At 57.5% G+C, this 14,169-nt stretch carries 16 protein-coding genes; 9 read left to right on the top strand and 7 right to left on the bottom strand.

Annotation, left to right across the window (positions count from 1 at the left end):
- Nucleotides 1-84 precede the first annotated feature (84 nt).
- Nucleotides 85-465, bottom strand: a complete 381-nt coding sequence (locus Z947_RS0118675) for a VOC family protein (RefSeq protein ID WP_025045803.1) — start codon at nucleotides 463-465, stop codon at nucleotides 85-87.
- An 88-nt stretch (nucleotides 466-553) separates the two neighbouring features.
- Between Z947_RS0118675 and soxR the strand changes: the two genes are divergently transcribed.
- The 4 genes from soxR (at nucleotide 554) to Z947_RS0118655 (ending at nucleotide 5,473) form a co-directional block, all read left to right on the top strand.
- Nucleotides 554-1,009 (top strand): redox-sensitive transcriptional activator SoxR, encoded by a 456-nt coding sequence (soxR, locus tag Z947_RS0118670; protein WP_025045802.1) that lies wholly within the window; start codon nucleotides 554-556, stop codon nucleotides 1,007-1,009.
- Nucleotides 1,010-1,138: 129 nt separating this feature from the next.
- A complete protein-coding gene (locus Z947_RS0118665; protein WP_025045801.1) occupies nucleotides 1,139-2,785 on the top strand; it encodes an electron transfer flavoprotein-ubiquinone oxidoreductase in 1,647 nt (548 codons plus the stop codon).
- A 167-nt stretch (nucleotides 2,786-2,952) separates the two neighbouring features.
- On the top strand, nucleotides 2,953-4,668 hold the full coding sequence (locus tag Z947_RS0118660) for a tetratricopeptide repeat protein (protein WP_025045800.1): 1,716 nt from the start codon (nucleotides 2,953-2,955) through the stop codon (nucleotides 4,666-4,668).
- Nucleotides 4,658-5,473, top strand: coding sequence for a 4-(cytidine 5'-diphospho)-2-C-methyl-D-erythritol kinase (locus Z947_RS0118655; protein ID WP_025045799.1), 816 nt, complete (start codon nucleotides 4,658-4,660; stop codon nucleotides 5,471-5,473). Before Z947_RS0118660 ends, Z947_RS0118655 begins: the two co-directional genes overlap by 11 nt.
- On the opposite strand, the gene Z947_RS0118650 is transcribed toward Z947_RS0118655, so the two are convergent.
- A complete protein-coding gene (locus Z947_RS0118650; protein ID WP_025045798.1) occupies nucleotides 5,466-6,464 on the bottom strand; it encodes a polyprenyl synthetase family protein in 999 nt (332 codons plus the stop codon). The genes Z947_RS0118655 and Z947_RS0118650 overlap by 8 nt on opposite strands.
- Before the next feature lie 69 nt (nucleotides 6,465-6,533).
- On the opposite strand from Z947_RS0118650, the gene Z947_RS0118645 reads away from it, so the two are divergent.
- From Z947_RS0118645 to Z947_RS21985, 3 genes are all read left to right on the top strand, one after another.
- Nucleotides 6,534-6,749: a putative signal transducing protein gene (locus tag Z947_RS0118645; RefSeq protein ID WP_025045797.1), complete on the top strand. Its 216-nt coding sequence runs from the start codon at nucleotides 6,534-6,536 to the stop codon at nucleotides 6,747-6,749.
- 8 nt (nucleotides 6,750-6,757) lie between these two features.
- On the top strand, nucleotides 6,758-7,510 hold the full coding sequence (locus Z947_RS0118640) for a tRNA1(Val) (adenine(37)-N6)-methyltransferase (RefSeq protein ID WP_025045796.1): 753 nt from the start codon (nucleotides 6,758-6,760) through the stop codon (nucleotides 7,508-7,510).
- 109 nt (nucleotides 7,511-7,619) lie between these two features.
- The gene (locus tag Z947_RS21985) at nucleotides 7,620-7,784 is read left to right on the top strand and encodes a YdcH family protein (RefSeq protein ID WP_064502493.1); all 165 of its coding nucleotides are present in this window, start codon (nucleotides 7,620-7,622) and stop codon (nucleotides 7,782-7,784) included.
- 1 nt (nucleotide 7,785) lies between these two features.
- On the opposite strand, the gene yddG is transcribed toward Z947_RS21985, so the two are convergent.
- The 5 genes from yddG to Z947_RS0118610 form a co-directional block, all read right to left on the bottom strand.
- Nucleotides 7,786-8,649, bottom strand: coding sequence for an aromatic amino acid exporter YddG (gene yddG, locus Z947_RS0118630; RefSeq protein WP_025045795.1), 864 nt, complete (start codon nucleotides 8,647-8,649; stop codon nucleotides 7,786-7,788).
- On the bottom strand, nucleotides 8,646-9,587 hold the full coding sequence (locus Z947_RS0118625; RefSeq protein WP_025045794.1) for a transcriptional regulator GcvA: 942 nt from the start codon (nucleotides 9,585-9,587) through the stop codon (nucleotides 8,646-8,648). Before Z947_RS0118625 ends, yddG begins: the two co-directional genes overlap by 4 nt.
- 314 nt (nucleotides 9,588-9,901) lie before the next feature.
- Complete coding sequence (gene phbB / locus Z947_RS0118620; protein WP_025045793.1) at nucleotides 9,902-10,624, bottom strand: acetoacetyl-CoA reductase; 723 nt, start codon at nucleotides 10,622-10,624, stop codon at nucleotides 9,902-9,904.
- A 75-nt stretch (nucleotides 10,625-10,699) separates the two neighbouring features.
- Complete coding sequence (locus Z947_RS0118615) at nucleotides 10,700-11,875, bottom strand: acetyl-CoA C-acetyltransferase (RefSeq protein WP_025045792.1); 1,176 nt, start codon at nucleotides 11,873-11,875, stop codon at nucleotides 10,700-10,702.
- 165 nt (nucleotides 11,876-12,040) lie between these two features.
- Nucleotides 12,041-12,847, bottom strand: coding sequence for an EAL domain-containing protein (locus tag Z947_RS0118610; protein WP_037939756.1), 807 nt, complete (start codon nucleotides 12,845-12,847; stop codon nucleotides 12,041-12,043).
- Nucleotides 12,848-13,000: 153 nt separating this feature from the next.
- On the opposite strand from Z947_RS0118610, the gene Z947_RS0118605 reads away from it, so the two are divergent.
- Nucleotides 13,001-13,585: a DNA-3-methyladenine glycosylase I gene (locus tag Z947_RS0118605; protein WP_025045790.1), complete on the top strand. Its 585-nt coding sequence runs from the start codon at nucleotides 13,001-13,003 to the stop codon at nucleotides 13,583-13,585.
- Nucleotides 13,586-13,734: 149 nt separating this feature from the next.
- On the top strand, nucleotides 13,735-14,112 hold the full coding sequence (locus Z947_RS0118600) for a hypothetical protein (protein ID WP_240477547.1): 378 nt from the start codon (nucleotides 13,735-13,737) through the stop codon (nucleotides 14,110-14,112).
- The last annotated feature ends 57 nt before the right edge of the window (nucleotides 14,113-14,169 follow it).

Genomic DNA, 14,169 nt, shown 5'->3' with positions numbered 1-14,169 from the left:
GTTAAAGGGTCAGGTCGTTGATTACCTGACCCAAAGTGGTGTGGAAATGCAAGGCCCATCGCAGGGATGCGCGGGCTTGGGCCGTCAATCGTATTGTACAACTTCGAATTCGACACCGTTCGTATCGTGAAAATAGAAACGGCGCCCGGGTTCGTAGTCAGCGTGGTTGCTGGTCTTGAACCCCTGCGCGATGACGGCCTTTTCCATGGCGTCAAGGTCGTCAACAATCACAGCGATATGGTTGAGACAGCCGACCTGGCTGTAACTCATGGTTTTGGCAACGACGTCTTTTCCGGGGGTATAAAGGGCGACGTATTGACTGTCGCTGCCAACGTGCACGGTATGACCGCCCGCCATGGCATCCCCCTGCCAGCGGATGTGCCAGCCAAAAAGCTGCTCCATCCAGCGGGCGGTGGCCTGCGGGTCGGTGACGGTGAAATTTGCGTGTTCCAGAATGGCTTTCATTGGGGTTCTCCTTGGGTATTGTGGTTTCGATATATCTGTTGTAATTTCTAAACCTAACTTTAAGTCAAGATAAATTTTGTGAGGAATTATGGCGGTTAAGGACGGGTTGTCGATTGGCGCACTAGCGACGCGCACGGGCCTCGCGGTGTCCGCAATACGGTATTACGAAGCTCAGGGTTTGATCAGGCCCTGGCGCAATGCAGGCGGGCAAAGGCGGTTTGAACGCGCGGATTTGCGCCGGTTGAGTTTCGTGATGATCGCCCAGCAATTCGGTTTCACTTTGCCGCAAATCAAGGCGCAGCTGGATCAGCTGCCGCACGGGTGCGCGCCGACCAAGGCTGATTGGGTCAGGATCAGCGAAGGGTTTCGCGAGGCACTTAATGCGCGTATCACGACTTTGACCAATCTGCGTGACAACCTTGACGGTTGCATCGGCTGCGGGTGTCTGAGCTTGGATGTCTGCGCGCTTTACAATCCCAAGGATCGCGCGGCGCAAAATGGCAATGGGCCGCGGTATCTGATGGGCGACTCACCACAGCGATAGGGCGCAAAAAGCAGCAAAACGCCTGCCTTATGCCGGCAACAGCATCGATTTTACGCGTCGTCCCGATTGCATTGACCCCCTGTGTGGTTTAGCGAATTCCAAACTGTTTAGCCGAAAGGAACCCGAGCCATGGCCGAGATCGAGCGTGAAGCAATGGAATATGATGTGGTCATCGTTGGTGCGGGGCCTGCCGGTCTGTCCGCGGCGATCCGGCTGAAACAGCTTGATGCGGAGTGCAACGTGGTGGTCCTTGAAAAAGGGTCAGAGGTCGGCGCGCATATCCTGTCGGGCGCTGTGTTGGACCCCTGCGGTCTGGACAAGCTTATTCCGGATTGGAAAGCCAAAGGCGCGCCGCTGAATGTGCCCGTAAAAGAAGATAACTTCTATGCGCTTGGCGAGGCTGGCAAAATCCGCCTGCCTAACTTTATCATGCCGCCTTTGATGAACAACCATGGCAATTACATCGTGTCGATGGGTAATGTTTGTCGCTGGATGGCTGAACAAGCCGAAGAACTGGGCGTAGAGATTTTCCCGGGCATGGCCTGTTCCGAAATCGTTTATGGCGAAAACGGCGAAGTCAAAGGCGTGGTTGCTGGCGAGTTCGGCAAAAACGCAGACGGTAGCCATGGCGACGGCTATGAACCCGGCATGGAGCTGCACGGCAAATACGTATTCTTTTCCGAAGGTGTACGGGGCAGCCTGAGCAAACAGGTGATCGCGAAATACAGTCTTGATGCCGATTGTGACGTGCCAAAATTCGGTCTTGGCATGAAAGAGATCTGGGAAATTGACCCGGAAAAGCACAACGAAGGCGAAGTTACCCACACCATGGGCTGGCCTTTGGGCACCAAGAACACCGGCGGTACCTTTATCTACCACCTAGAGAATAATCAGGTTTACGTCGGTATGATCGTCGACTTGAACTATAAGAACCCGCATCTTTATCCCTACATGGAATTCCAGCGCTTCAAACACCACCCGATGGTTTCCAAGCTGCTGGAAGGCGGCAAACGCGTGGCCTATGGCGCCCGCGCCGTGACCAAAGGTGGGATCCAGTCGATCCCGAAATCTGCCTTTCCGGGGGGGGCTTTGCTGGGCTGTTCCGCAGGGCTGGTGAACCTGCCGCGGATCAAGGGTAACCACAATGCAATGCTATCCGGCATCGCCGCTGCCGAAGCCGCGATCGAGGCAATCAAAGCAGATCGCAGCGGAGACGTGCTGGAAGGGTATGACGACGAATTGCGCACCGGCGCGGTTGGTAAAGACCTTAAGAAGGTCCGTAATGTTGCGCCACTGAACGGTCGCTATGGCCTGTTGGGTGGTCTGGCGATTGGTGGCTTTGACATGTGGTGCAACACATTCGGGTTCTCTTTGCTGGGCACTCTCAAGCATGGTAAATCCGACGCTGAATCGACGGAGCCTGCGTCCCAGCACAAGGTCATCGACTATCCGAAACCCGATGGCAAACTCAGTTTCGACCGTCTGACCAACGTCGCATTCTCGTTTACCAATCACGAAGAAACCCAGCCTGCGCATCTGACGCTGAAAGATGCCTCTATACCGGTGGACGTGAACCTGCCCAAGTTCGGTGGACCTTCCGCGCGCTATTGCCCGGCAGGGGTTTACGAATTCGTCGGTGAAGGGGCAGAGCAGAAGTTCCAGATCAATTTCCAGAACTGCGTACATTGCAAAACCTGCGATATCAAAGACCCCAGCCAGAACATCGTCTGGACCACGCCGCAGGGCGGCGACGGGCCGAACTATCCCAATATGTGATGCGGCCCTGACACGGGTACACAGGACCAAGATCGAAAGGCGGGGCATGTCCCCGCCTTTTTTGCGCGTAAATCCGCTTCACAGGACTGTCATGTCCTGCGCCCCGCCATTGCGCTTGCAGACAGACCTGATAGCTTTGTTTTCAAATGAAAAGAGGCAGTCGAGTTATGTTCAGGAATGTCCTTACCGGTGCAGCCGCCCTGCTGCTTAGCGCCGCTTTCGTCCCGCAGGCGCAGGCGCAATCTGTTGCCGGTGCCTATCTGGCGGGTCGCCACGCCGCTGTTCAGTCGGATTATAGCGAGGCCGCGCGATATTACGCAGAAGCGCTTGCGCGTGACAGCAATAACGTCGAACTGATCGAAAGCACGGTGTTGTCCTACCTGTCGCTCGGGCGGGTTGAACAGGCGGTGCCGCTGGCCCGTGTGCTTGAGCAAAAGAACGAGACATCGCAGGTCGCGCGGATGGTGATCACTGCCGATCTGGCGGCGCGCGAAGAATACACAACACTTCTGGAACGCGAATCTGACAGCGAGGGCATCGGTCCCTGGGTGGATGGATTGGTCAAAGCCTGGGCGCATGTGGGCAAGGGGGATGTGTCCGCGGCCGTAGTGGCGTTTGACGCTTTGAGCAAAGAGGCCGGTATGCAGGGTTTTGTGATGTATCACAAAGCCTTGGCGCTTGCGTCTGTCGGGGACTTTGAGGGCGCAGAGGCGATTTTCGGCGAGGCGGCAGCCGGTGCCGCGGGCCAGACTCGCCGCGGTGTCATGGCACATGCTGTGGTGCTGGCCCAGCTTGAGCGCCACGACGAGGCTCTTACGGTTTTGCGCAGCAGCTTTGGCGAAGCGACCGATCCTGAGCTGGACCAGATGATTGCCGCGCTGGAGGCGAAGGAGCCGCTGCCCTTCACGCTTGTACGGGACGCCAAATCCGGCATCGCCGAAGTGTTCTTTACTTTTGCTGCGGTGCTGCAAAGCGAAACAGCAGCGGATTATTACGTCCTGCTCTATTCCCGTGTGGCCCGTTTCCTGCGCCCTGACCACGTCGATGCTTTGTTGCTGACTGCGGGATTGTTGGAAAATCTGGGGCAGAATGAGCTGGCAATCGAGGAATACAAAGCCGTACCTGCGGATGATCCGGCGTTTCACGTTGCCGAACTTGGTCGTGCGGATACGCTGCGCCGTGCGGGCAAAGAAGATCAAGCCGTCGAGGTTCTGGAGCAACTTGCCCGCAGCCACGGCGACCTTGCGGTGGTGCATTCCACCTTGGGTGACGTATTGCGCGCGCAGGACGATTTTACCGGTGCCATCGCCGCCTATGATCGCGCGATCGAGCGTACGTCCGAAACGGCGCGGGTGCGTTGGATCCTGTATTATTCGCGCGGTATTGCCCATGAACGCCGTGGCGATGAGGCCGGGTCAGAAGCTGATTTTCGTGCCGCTTTGGCGATCAACCCCGAGCAGCCGCAGGTGTTGAACTATCTGGGCTATTCGATGGTCGAACAGAATCGCAATCTGGAAGAGGCGTTGGAAATGATCGAACGCGCCGTCGCCGCCTCACCACAGTCCGGTTACATCGTCGATTCCCTTGGGTGGGTGCTGTACCGGATGGGGCGCTATGCCGAAGCGGTTGGCCATATGGAGCGCGCCGTGGAACTGTTGGCCGTTGATCCGGTGGTGAACGACCACCTTGGCGATGTCTATTGGGCCGTGGGCCGCCAGCGCGAAGCAGAATTCCAGTGGAGCCGCGCGCTTTCCTTCATCGACGAAGAAGATACGGATGGCGAGGCTGATCCCGACCGCATAAGGCGCAAGTTGGATGTGGGGCTGGATAAGGTGCTGTCGGAAGAAGGTGCGCCCCCGTTGAAGGTCGCCAATGACCTCTGAGGTCTTTGCGCCCGCCAAGATTAACCTGACCCTGCATGTGACAGGCCAACGGGCGGATGGCTATCATCTACTTGATTCTCTGGTGGTTTTTGCAAATGTCGGGGACCGGCTGTGGTTTGAACCCGGGCCGGAAATGTTGCTGAAGGTGTCCGGCCCGTTTGCGCAGGGCGTCCCGACGGACCAGCGCAATCTGGTTTGGCAGGCAGCAGAGCTTGCCAGCTGGACGGGACGGATCACCCTTGAAAAGAACTTGCCGCATGGGGCGGGAATTGGCGGCGGGTCAGCGGATGCTGCGGCGACTTTGACCGCCTTGGGTGGCAGTGCCAAGGCTGCAACATTGGGTGCGGATGTGCCGGTTTGCATGCGGCTTGCCCCCACACGGATGCGCGGCATCGGGGATCAGTTGGATGCGGCAGATGGCATTCCGCCATGCTGGGCGGTTCTGGTTTGGCCCGGTGTTGGCGTGGCAACGCCGGATATATTCAAGCGTCTGAAAAACAAAACAAATTCTGAGATGCCGGAAGTTCTGCCGACGTTTCAGGATCATACCGGAATGACGGAATGGTTGGGCGGGATGCGCAACGATCTCCAAGCAAGCTGCGAAGCGCTTGTGCCGGAAGTTTCACAGGCATTGAAGGCGCTTGCAGGCTGCGAGGGGGCGGGGTTGGCGCGAATGTCCGGTTCCGGCTCTACCTGTTTCGGGCTGTTTGAAACCTTGTCGCAAGCCGACGCGGCCGCACAGAAAATTGCGCGGGCGCATCCCGAATGGTGGGTGAAATCCTGCGTGCTTGGGCTGGTTAATTGATCCGGCTGACCACGTAATCGGCAATATCGCCGAGCATGTCTTTAACATCGTGATCCGGCAGAACGGCCAGTGCATTTTTGGCCTTTTCCGCCCATTCCATCGCGTCCCGTTTGGTCGCGCTGAGCGTGTCATGTTTGGTCAGAAGGGACAGTGCATGTTCCAGATCACCGCCTTCCTGACGGCCCTTTTCAATCGTGCGTACCCAAAACGCGCGCTCCTCATCATCGGCTTTCGCCACGGCTTTGATCACCGGAAGCGTCAGCTTGCGTTCGCGGAAATCATCCCCGATGTTCTTGCCTGTCGCGCCGGTATCTCCCTGATAATCCAACAGGTCATCAACGATTTGAAACGCGATCCCTAACGCATCACCATAGTCATATAAGGCCTGCACATGCGTGTCGGGCGCATCGGCAATGACGCCCCCCACCTGTGTCGCAGCCGAAAACAACGCCGCCGTCTTGCCGCGTACCACTTGCAGGTAAACGCTTTCGTCCGTGGCCAGATTCCGCGCAGCCGTCAGTTGCAAAACCTCGCCTTCGGCAATCGTTGCCGCAGCATTTGACAGGATTTGCATCACCTGCATGGAACCGGGTTCGGTCATCAACTGAAAGGACCGCGCAAACAGATAGTCGCCCACCAGAACGGAAGATTGGTTGTCCCACAACAGATTCGCCGTGGGCCGCCCGCGCCGCTGTTCGCTTTCATCGACTACATCGTCATGCAGCAGCGTCGCGGTGTGGATAAACTCGACCGTGGCGGCAAGATGCACGTGATAGGGGCCAGCGTATCCACACATCCGCGCGGCTGCCAAGGTCAACATGGGACGCAGGCGTTTGCCGCCTGCTTCGACAAGATGTGCCGTGACTTCGGGTATGCGGGGGGCGTGTTTGGAGGCCATCCGTTCGCGAATAAGCGTACTGACAGCAGCCATGTCTTCGGTCAAATAGGCGGCCAGCCGTTCGTGTGGTTTTGCAATTGCATCAGCGTTCATCAAGACGATCCCATTTACAGCCCCGCAAAGAGGCTCGACAAATTGGCCGAACTGGCCCACACCTTTGATATGAAGGAACTTTTACGCACAACAGACATGACGGTGATCGCCTTTGCCCAAGCCCTTCTTGAGGGGGAGGATATAGCCTGCTTCGCCATGGACGTAAACATGAGCGTCCTTGAAGGTGGCATCGGTATTTTCCCGCGCCGGTTGATGGTTCATCCTGATAATCACGGCGCGGCTGAACGGGTACTGTTGGACAACGACATTCCCCTTGGGGTGTGACCGACCAGATGGGTGGCGCTGAAGATACCGACGTGACGCGGGATGCGTTTCTGGGGGGGCGGTTACACCTGTTCCAACCTCGCCGCGGGTATCGCGCCGGCCTTGATGCAGTGCTGTTAAGTGCTTGTGTTAAAGCGGAAAAAGGCGATCGTGTTCTGGAGCTGGGGTGCGGTGTGGGGGCGGCGATCCTGTGTCTGGGCGCGCGCGTTGACGGATTGGAACTGACGGGGGTTGAGCGTAATCCGGGTTTTGCGTCGTTGGCGCGCCGGAACGGGGGCAGTGCCCTTGAGGTGGTCGAGGCGGATCTTGCGGAATTGCCGTTGCCGTTACGTCAGCGACAATTTGACCATGTTCTTGCGAACCCGCCTTACTATGACCGGGGCGCGTCGGTTGCTTCTGACGATCCGGCGCGCGAAGCGGCGCATGGGGCGCAAACCCCGCTGGCGAAATGGGTTAAGACAGCCGCGAAACGATTGGCCCCGAAAGGCACCGCGCATTTTATCCATTTGACGGAGCGGTTGCCGGAAATCCTTGGCGCGTTGCCTCATGAAATGGGCACGATTGAGGTGCTGCCACTGGCCGGGCGGGCAGGGCGGGCACCCGACCGGTTTATCCTTAGGGCCCGCAAAAACGGGCGCGGCGCGTTCAAGCTGCACGCGCCGTTGGTTTTGCACACCGGCGATCATCACGCGAAGGACGGCGAAAGCTATGTCCCGTTGGTCAAATCGGTCCTGCGCGACGGTGCACCGCTGGTTTTCTAAGCGCCGTTAAGCGGTTGTTTACCCAACTTGCGGTTATGCTGCAGGGCGGCGTGACAGAACCGCGAATCTATGATTCACTCAAGGCTCAACATTCATCAAGGAGGACTATATGGCTTTTGACGCACGTCTGGAGACCCTCAAGCGGAAACACCACGAGATGAGCGAAGCGGTAGAAACCGCGCAACGCGCACCCGGTAGTGATGATCTGCAAGTTGCAACGATGAAGAAAGAAAAACTGCGTTTGAAAGAGGAAATCACGCGGTTATCGAGCTAACCTAGGTTTTAAAACTCGCGCGAGCGGCAATCATTGCCCCGCCAGTTATCAACAAGGCCGCCCAGAGCAGCGTAAAACTCGGGGCGGCCACCCCGACGAGGACCAGAACGAGCGTAGACAGAAGCGGTGCCGCATAAGAACTGGTGCCGAGTAACTGGATGTCCCCTTGTTTGACGCCGATATCCCATACAAAAAATGCCAGTCCAACGGGACCAAGCCCCAACCCGACGACGGATGACCAGCCAAGCGTCGTCGTGGGCCATACAGTTTCTTCGAAAACGAGATGAAGAGGCAGGGACAGGGCAGCCGTTGCTAGACAAAAAACGGCGACGGTCGCGGTCGGCGCACTGCCTACCACGCGGGAAAGCACCGAATACCCGGACCACGTCAAAGCGCAAAGCAGCGCCAAGCCATATCCGGTCAAATATTCCGTCGAGAAGCCGCCAAGCCCCCCCAGAATGATCAATGCGGCACCTGAAAAGCCGATGAGCGCGCCGACGACATGACCTGCCTTCAATCGCTCCCCGGGCAGCAGCCCGGAGAAAATCACAATCAGCAGGGGCCAGAGGTATGCGATCAACCCCGCCCCGGCCGCCGGGGCAAGGCGCAGGGCCGAAAAGTACAGAGCGTGATAGCCAAAAAGACCAAAGGTACCAAAGACATATATCTTTAGCGGAACCTGACGCAATGCCGGTAACGCGCCGGTTGCCGCGGCCCAGATGATCCCCAGTGTGCCGCCCATTGCAAAACAGATTGTATTGAGCAAAAGCGGCGGAACGGGTGCGGAGCCCACTGTAAAGAGCGCCAGCAGCGCCCATAGCAGGACGGCGACAAATCCGATCGACGTGGCGCGTGTTCTTGTCATTTGGCAGCAGGCCTTTCCAGCACATGCATCGCATCAGCGATATGGGCAGTTTTGTCAATTTCGCGTAAAATCCAGCGCTTAAAGGCATCAATCTGCGGACGGGATTCTGCCCCCTTCTGGCAAAGAAATCTGAAACGTGCACCGGTGTTCAGTGCTGTGCCGTAGGGCGCGACCAGCCGCCCCTCCGCCAGATCCTTGATTACCAGTGCTCGCCGTCCCAATGCTACGCCCAATCCGGCAAGGGTGGCATCCATCGCATGGTCACCTTGGGAAAACCGCGGGCCCGTTGGCACCAGCGGCGCGATTCCCATCGCGGTTGACCACGCGGCCCAGTCGATTGGGGGATCCAGAAAGCTGACCGAATCGTCAACGATCAACACCGCCTTCGCAAGATCTGCAGGGGTCGGGTATTTTTGCGCCAGTTCAGGCACCATCACGGGGGTCACCCATTCGTCGGCTAAAGAAAGCGAATAGAGCCCGGGGTCGGAATCCAAACCAAACCGGATGGCGACGTCGATGTCATCGCGCACAAAATCCATCAACCTAAGGGCAGCTGAAAAGCGCAATTCGATTTCAGGATGTTCTTGCGCAAATTCGTATAGGCGCGGTGCCAGCCACTTGGCCGTGAACGCAGGCCCCGCTGTGACCGTAAGCGTCTGGTGATCTTGCGTGCGCTGCGCCGCGCGCCAGCCTTGCGCCAATGTCTCAAAGGCGGCCTTGGCATCGGGGGCCATGGCGCGTCCGGAGTCGGTCAATTCCACGGCGCGGTTCAGGCGTTTGAACAATGCAGCACCCAAGTGTTCCTCAAGTGACTTGATCTGAAACGACAGTGCGGCTGGCGTCACATTCAATTCATCCGCCGCTTTGGCAAAGGACATATGGCGCGCGGCGGCATCAAAAGCGCGCAGAGCTGTGAGTGGGGGCAGGGTGCTTGGCATGCTCAGTTAAGTACAGCTTAAGTGAAGCGTTGGAAAGTCTCGTTTGTCAGCTGGGATGTCGGGAGACATATTAGACCCAACACAAGAACACTGATGCAGTTAAAGAGAAAGCCAAGCCAATGATCGAAGCCACAACAAACCCCGCCGCACGTAACGCCATGCGCAAGGCCCACGCCGCCCGTGGGGAGGCGCTCTCGTCCGTATGGGCCTGGCTGTTTCGGACTTCCCGCTGACGCACTGCAGAGCGACTTACGGGATATAGAAAGGGCGGCTCGCGATGAGCCGCCCTTTTGTCGTTCTAAGCGGTCGCTCGATCAGACAAAGAACTGTGCCCCGTTCGCCGAAATCGTCGAGCCGTTGATAAAGCCCGCGTCATCGGCAACAAGGAACTTCACCGCCCGCGCGATTTCTTCCGGTTCGCCAAGGCGGCCCGCAGGGATCTGCGCGATGATGCTTTCGCGTACTTTTTCAGGCACTGCCATCACCATATCTGTGCCGATATAGCCGGGGCAGATTGCATTGGCCGTAATATTGGCGCGCGCGCCTTCCTGCGCCAGAGATTTCACAATGCCCAGATCGCCCGCTTTGGTTGCGGCATAGTTAACCTGCGCGAACTGGCCCTTTTGACCGTTAATCGACGAAATCACGACAATCCGGCCAAACTTGCGTTCCCGCATGCCGGTCCAGACGGGGTGCACGGTGTTGAACACGCCGGTCAGGTTGGTGTCGATGACCTCGTGCCACTGTTGCGGCGTCATTTTGTGAAACGGGGCGTCGCGGGTGATGCCGGCGTTGGCAACTACGATTTCAACGGGGCCAAGATCCGCTTCGACCTGTTCGATGCCCGCTTTGGAGCTGTCGTAATCCGCGACATTCCATTTATAGGTCTTGATGCCGGTTTCTGCCGTGAACGCAGCAGCGGCTTCATCATTGCCAGCATAGGTCGCGGCAACGGAATAACCCGCTTCTTTCAGTTCTTTGGAAATGGCGGCGCCGATGCCTCGGCTGCCTCCGGTAACAAGTGCGACGCGGGACATAGCTTTCCTCCGTTGGGTAATCTTATTATATTTTGCGTTACGGGCGCGCAATTTTATTGCGCGCCCGTTTCATGGTTAAGGCCGTTCGAGACACATGGCAACACCCATGCCGCCCCCAATGCACAAAGTTGCCAGACCTTTTTTCGCATCGCGTCGTTTCATCTCGAACAACAGGGTGTTCAGGATGCGCGCACCGGAGGCACCGATGGGGTGACCGATGGCGATGGCTCCGCCGTTGACGTTGACGATGGCAGGATCCCAGCCCATGTCCTTGTTGACGGCGCAGGCTTGCGCGGCAAAGGCTTCGTTTGCCTCGACCAGATCAAGATCTTCGGCCTTCCAGCCGGCTTTTTCCAGGGCTTTGCGCGAGGCATAGATCGGGCCGACCCCCATGATCGACGGGTCCAGACCGGCCGTGGCATAAGACGCGATGCGCGCCAGCGGTTCGATGCCGCGTTTTTCGGCCTCTTCCACAGACATCAGCAAAGCACCCGCAGCACCATCGTTCAGGCCAGAGGCGTTCGCGGCTGTAACAGAGCCGTCTTTTGCAAACGCCGGACGCAGTTTCTGCATCGCATCCATCGTTGCGCCGTGACGGATGTATTCGTCGGCGTCGACAATCGTATCGCCGCGACGGCCCGGCACGGTAAAGGCCATGATCTCGTCCGCGAATTTGCCCGCTTTCTGCGCGGCTTCGGCTTTGTTCTGCGATGAGACCGCGAATTCGTCCTGCTGCTCGCGGCTGATCTGCCATTTTTCCGCAACGTTTTCAGCGGTCTGGCCCATGTGGTAGCCGTTGAATGCATCCCACAGCCCGTCTTTGATCATGGTGTCGATCAGCTTCATGTCGCCCATTTTCTGACCGGCACGCATGGCTTGGGCATGGGGGGACATGGTCATGTTTTCCTGACCACCGGCAGCAACGATGGAGGCATCCCCCAACTGGATGTGCTGTGCACCAAGGGCGACAGCACGCAGGCCGGATCCACAGACCTGATTGATCGACCAAGCCGATGATTCCTGCGGGAAACCGGCGTTGATATGGGCCTGACGGGCAGGGTTCTGGCCTTGGGCGGCGGTCAGCACCTGACCCAAAATCGTCTCGGAGACGTCCGAAGCATCCACACCGGCACGGGCCACGAGTTCTTTCAAAACGGCAGCACCCAAATCATGGGCGGGGGTGTTGGCGAAAGCCCCCCCAAAACTGCCCACAGCGGTACGTGCGGCAGATGCGATGACGACATTGGTCATAAATTGCGTTCCTCTTCCAATGGTAGAGGAAAAAGTGACATTCTGGGCAATTCCCGCTCAGAACGACTCCCCCACCTTCTAGGAAAAACAATACAGCATGGTAAACGTCGCGGCAACTAAGCCTATGGTGGAACCGCATGACTTTGGCGCTGAGGTCCCGAAGATTTATCCGGCCCGTCTGTCGTGTGACCGCAGCCACGCAGGACGCGTTGTCGGGGTGCCAAAATGATACCCTTGCAGGCAGTCAAAACCCAGCTGGGTCAAGAGTGCCGCGTCGTCGGCATTTTCGACAAACTCTGCGACCGTCAGCATGTCAAAATGTTCAGCAATCGACAAAAGGGCCGTGGTAATGACCCTGTTGTCAGGGTTGTCGGAAATGCCGTTGATAAATTGACCGTCGATTTTGACGATATCGAAGTGGAAGTCGCTGAAATACCGTATCGCGGTATAACCTGCACCAAAATCGTCCAGAGCAAAGCAAACCCCTTTAGGTTGCAGTTCATCCATGAAATCAATGACCAACTCGGGGACCAGCATTGCCGAGCTTTCGGTGATTTCAAGGATCAAGCGTTCACCTAACGTCCTGTCCTGACGCAAATGTCTGTGCAACATCTTGATCCATCCGGCATATCCGATAGATCGCGCAGACATATTGATAGACAGGCGCAGGCCCGGATTGGCACCCAGTGCTTGCAATCCCATCCTCAGGGCCAACACGTCAATTTCACGGCCCAGTTCTGTGCCTTCGATTGCCGGCATGAATTCCGCCGCAGGAATCACGCGGCCCGTGGCATCAAGAACCCGGATCAGCCCCTCGAAAAACGCGACTTTGCTATGATTGCTGGCCCGCATGATCGGTTGGTAGGCCAGCAAGGTTTGCTTGTCTGCAATGGCGTCGCTCACCATCTCGATGGTGTTTTTGTCGCGCTGGGATACCGCATAATTCAGCGGATTGTCCGCCCCTGGAGGCATATCCGCAAAACGGCGTTTGAAACGGCTGACCACGGTAATTTACTTTCATCAGTGATTGGCAGACCATGGCGGCCAAGTTCTAAGGCCGTGTTAAAAGGTCGATTTGGAACGAATTTTATCAAGCTCGTGAGGTCGGGCTGCAAGGGGGATGGCATGGAGCGGTGCGGCTGGGCGGGAACAGAACAGATTTACATGGATTATCATGATACTGAGTGGGGCGTGCCGGAATACGACAGCCGCGCTTTGTGGGAAAAGCTGGTGTTGGACGGATTTCAGGCAGGGTTGAGCTGGATCACCATCCTGAAAAAGCGCGACAATTTTCGCGCTGCATTTGAAGGATTTGATCCGAACGTCATTGCCGGTTGGGGCGAGCCCGAGGTGCTGCGGCTGTTGGCCAATGAGGGCATTATCCGCCATCGCGGCAAAATCGAAGCGACAATAACCAATGCGCGGGCTTGGCAGAAGATCGAGCAGCGGGTCGGCTTTGACCAATTTATGTGGGCCTATGTGGGTGGGAAGCCCTTGTTGAACGCTTGGCCCACGCTCGCAGATGTGCCGCCCAAAACAGCGCTGTCAGAGCGCATATCGAAAGACCTCAAAAAGGAGGGTTTCAAGTTCTGCGGCCCCACGATCGTCTATGCGTGGATGGAAGCCTGCGGTTTGATCAATGACCACCTGACGACTTGCCCCCAGCGGCAGGAATGCGTGGCATTGGCGCGGGGGATTGACGGTGACTAGCAGGGTGTTTGCAAAGTGACATTGTGCTGTTTGCAAAGTTGCGTTGCCTTGTTTGCAAAGCGTCATCGGCGCGCTTTCAGCAGAGTTGCCGCAGCAGCAATACATCAAGGTGGCGATTTGACCCCTCGCAGTGGCGTAGATCTTCGGTTATGCACTTATCCATGCCGAACCTGTCCTCGACCTTCTACAGCTCTCTCGTCGCCGCCGCATTGATCCTTGCCGTGGCTCTTTCGGGTTTCGCGCATCGGGGCGGACAGGCCGCTTTGTCGCCTGACCTTGCCGCATATGTCGCTGCGGGCGGTACGTTGGCCGACCTTTGCGGGGGGCCGGGCGAACAAGAGGGCGGGCCAATCCAAAAGTGTGAGGCCTGTCGTCAGATCGGGGCAGCAGTGATCCCGCACAGCGTCCGTTGTGTTCCGGTCATTCTGAACGGTGAAACACGTACGCTCACCTTTGTTGCAAAACGCCTGCATCACGCGCGTCCGCTTGATCCGGCGCAGCTGACACGCGCACCACCCCAAGCCTGAATTCACCCCATTCAGAATTCAAATTGCCCGCCATGGAAGCGGGCCAACAGGCTTGGA

This window comes from Sulfitobacter geojensis (assembly GCF_000622325.1).
GTDB classification, from domain to species: Bacteria; Pseudomonadota; Alphaproteobacteria; order Rhodobacterales; family Rhodobacteraceae; genus Sulfitobacter; species Sulfitobacter geojensis.
This window is presented reverse-complemented; position numbering and strand designations above follow the sequence as displayed.